Annotated in this window: 1 protein-coding gene; it reads left to right on the top strand. The window is 57.0% G+C overall.

Annotated features, from left to right (window positions below):
• Positions 1 to 159: 159 nt before the first annotated feature.
• Positions 160 to 2156: NACHT domain-containing protein (locus tag ABJK56_RS19675; RefSeq protein ID WP_347246395.1), on the top strand; the 1997-nt coding region annotated here is incomplete at its 3' end.

The following is a 2156-nucleotide window of genomic DNA, read 5'->3' on the forward strand; positions in this document are numbered from 1 at the left end:
CGCCAGGCTCAACATGGCGAAGCCCCCGTTGGGGGCTCAAACAGCCCGAAGGGCCCCGCGGCCCGAGGGCGTGGCGCGGCGTGGCCGAAGGGGCTTCAGCCCGAGGGCGCTCACGCCGAGGCGAAGCGAAGGGGCATTCAGTGTTCAGGAGGGCGTCCGATGAGCAGCCAGTTCTTCAGGTCGGAACTCTTCACCGAGCCGCGGGAATACGAGGAAACTCCCCTGCGGGACCGGAAACAGAAGTTCCCCAACCTTGACCACGACGAGGAAAAAGCGGAATTCCTCCGCGATGTCATCGCGATGGCGAACACAGCCCGTTCGTGGGGCAAGCCGGCTTACCTGCTCTTCGGACTGAACAATCAGGGCAACCTCTCCGATATTTGGGACGACCTGCAGCGGTATTGCCGCTCAGAGCGAGCGCTGGTAGACAAAGACGAAAAGGGACTTGTGCTTGTAGCAGAACAGATACGCCACCGGATAGCGGCAATTTTCGGGGAATACATCGATCCCCCTTTGCACCAGTGGGATTTTCGCCTGGAGTGGCTGGAAGGCAACTGTGTTGCCTATCTCTCCATAGAACCCGATTGCAGGGAGAAAGCCTTCCATATCGCCAGGGACTTGGTCATTAGGCACGGGAGGAGAAGAAAGGTGCTCTTATCTCCGGGAGAATGCTGGATACGGTCCGGCGAGAGCAAGCGGGATATAGACCGCCGCAAACTGGACCGGAACTCCCCGTGTTACCGGGAGGTCCCGTTTGTTGCTCCCTCCATGTGGCTCAGATACTTTGAAGCCCTCCGAAGCAATCTGAAGGCGGCCAGGATAGAGCCGTATATTGACCTGTATGATGCTCGGGGCAAGCTTCTCGCTGCGGTGATCCAGGAGTGGTTATCAGAAGGGAGCAGACGGCCCATTCTCATCGTGGCAGGGCCTCCGGGAAGCGGCAAGAGCACCCTGTTGTGCAGAATCGTTGCGGAGTTGGCCAATGAGAGCATCCAGGCAATGGAAGAGACTCGACGACGGGAGGAATTCCGACAGCCGCCCAACTGGATACCGGTCTACTTCCCGCTGAGGGAGACCCAGATTCAGAGTGCGAGGACTCTGGCAAAAGAGATTCTGCGTCAGGCCAACTCGCTGGGAAATTGGTGGACGGGAGAACCATCTGCTCCTGAAAAATTGCTGGAACACGAAGAGTTACAATGGCTGGTTTGCTTTGACGGTCTGGATGAACTTTGGGAAGACCGGAGGGTTGAGAGTTTCCTGAGGCAAATACGGACACTCTGGAGACGGTATCCCCGATTAAAGGTGCTGGTTTCAACTCGTCCCGTGGTCTCTCTTCCGAACGATATAGAGTGCGTTCATCTCGCGGGGCTTTCCGAAAGACAGATATTGCAGTACCTGCAGGCCTTCGTCAGCGAGGCGAACAAGCCGTTTTACCAGCAGTTAGAGAAAGGGCTTTCCAATCCTGAATCGGAACTTTACCCGTTGAGGGAAATCTGCACGGTGCCGTTGTATCTGGAGGCCCTGGCCAATCTGATTGCGCCGGAGACTCCAGCCCGAACGGAAGAGGTTCTCCCGGAATCGGTACCACCGGACCACGATCAGGATTCCGGAGGGAGTGCAAAGAGCGAGCCATCCGAAGGCGGGTCCCAACCGCAACCGATCCCTCTGGACGAACTCATATCGGACATCGGAGATGAGAAACAGACACCGGACGATTGGAGCGAAGATCTAGTTCACGAGGAAGAGGCCGGTCCCCCGATAACCCTGGGATGGGTGCTGGACCGAGTGGTCAGGAGGGTGTGGGACAGAGAGGCTCGTCGCCGTACCGTGGAACGCTTGAAACTGGACCGCTGGTGGAGAGCGACGGGGAAGTTGAGCCTAACGATAGATGGGCATCGGCGATTTGTAGAGGACGAAACAGCGAGGCGTCATTACTCGTCAAGAAGGGGACTCCAATGGGTTTTAAATCTCGACATCCTTCGCACCTCAAGGGAGGGCATCGCCTTTTCACATCCCAGCGTGCAACATTATTTCGGCGCTGAACATTTACGGGTAGACAAGGATCCCCACCGGTGGGAGAAGGAGTGTACGCCGGATTTCTGGCAGTCTGTGACAACCATCCTGAACCAAATTCAGTATCCGGAGGTGTCCTATGA

Origin of the sequence: Thermogutta sp., from assembly GCF_039793925.1 — a bacterium.
Lineage (GTDB): Bacteria > Planctomycetota > Planctomycetia > Pirellulales > Thermoguttaceae > Thermogutta.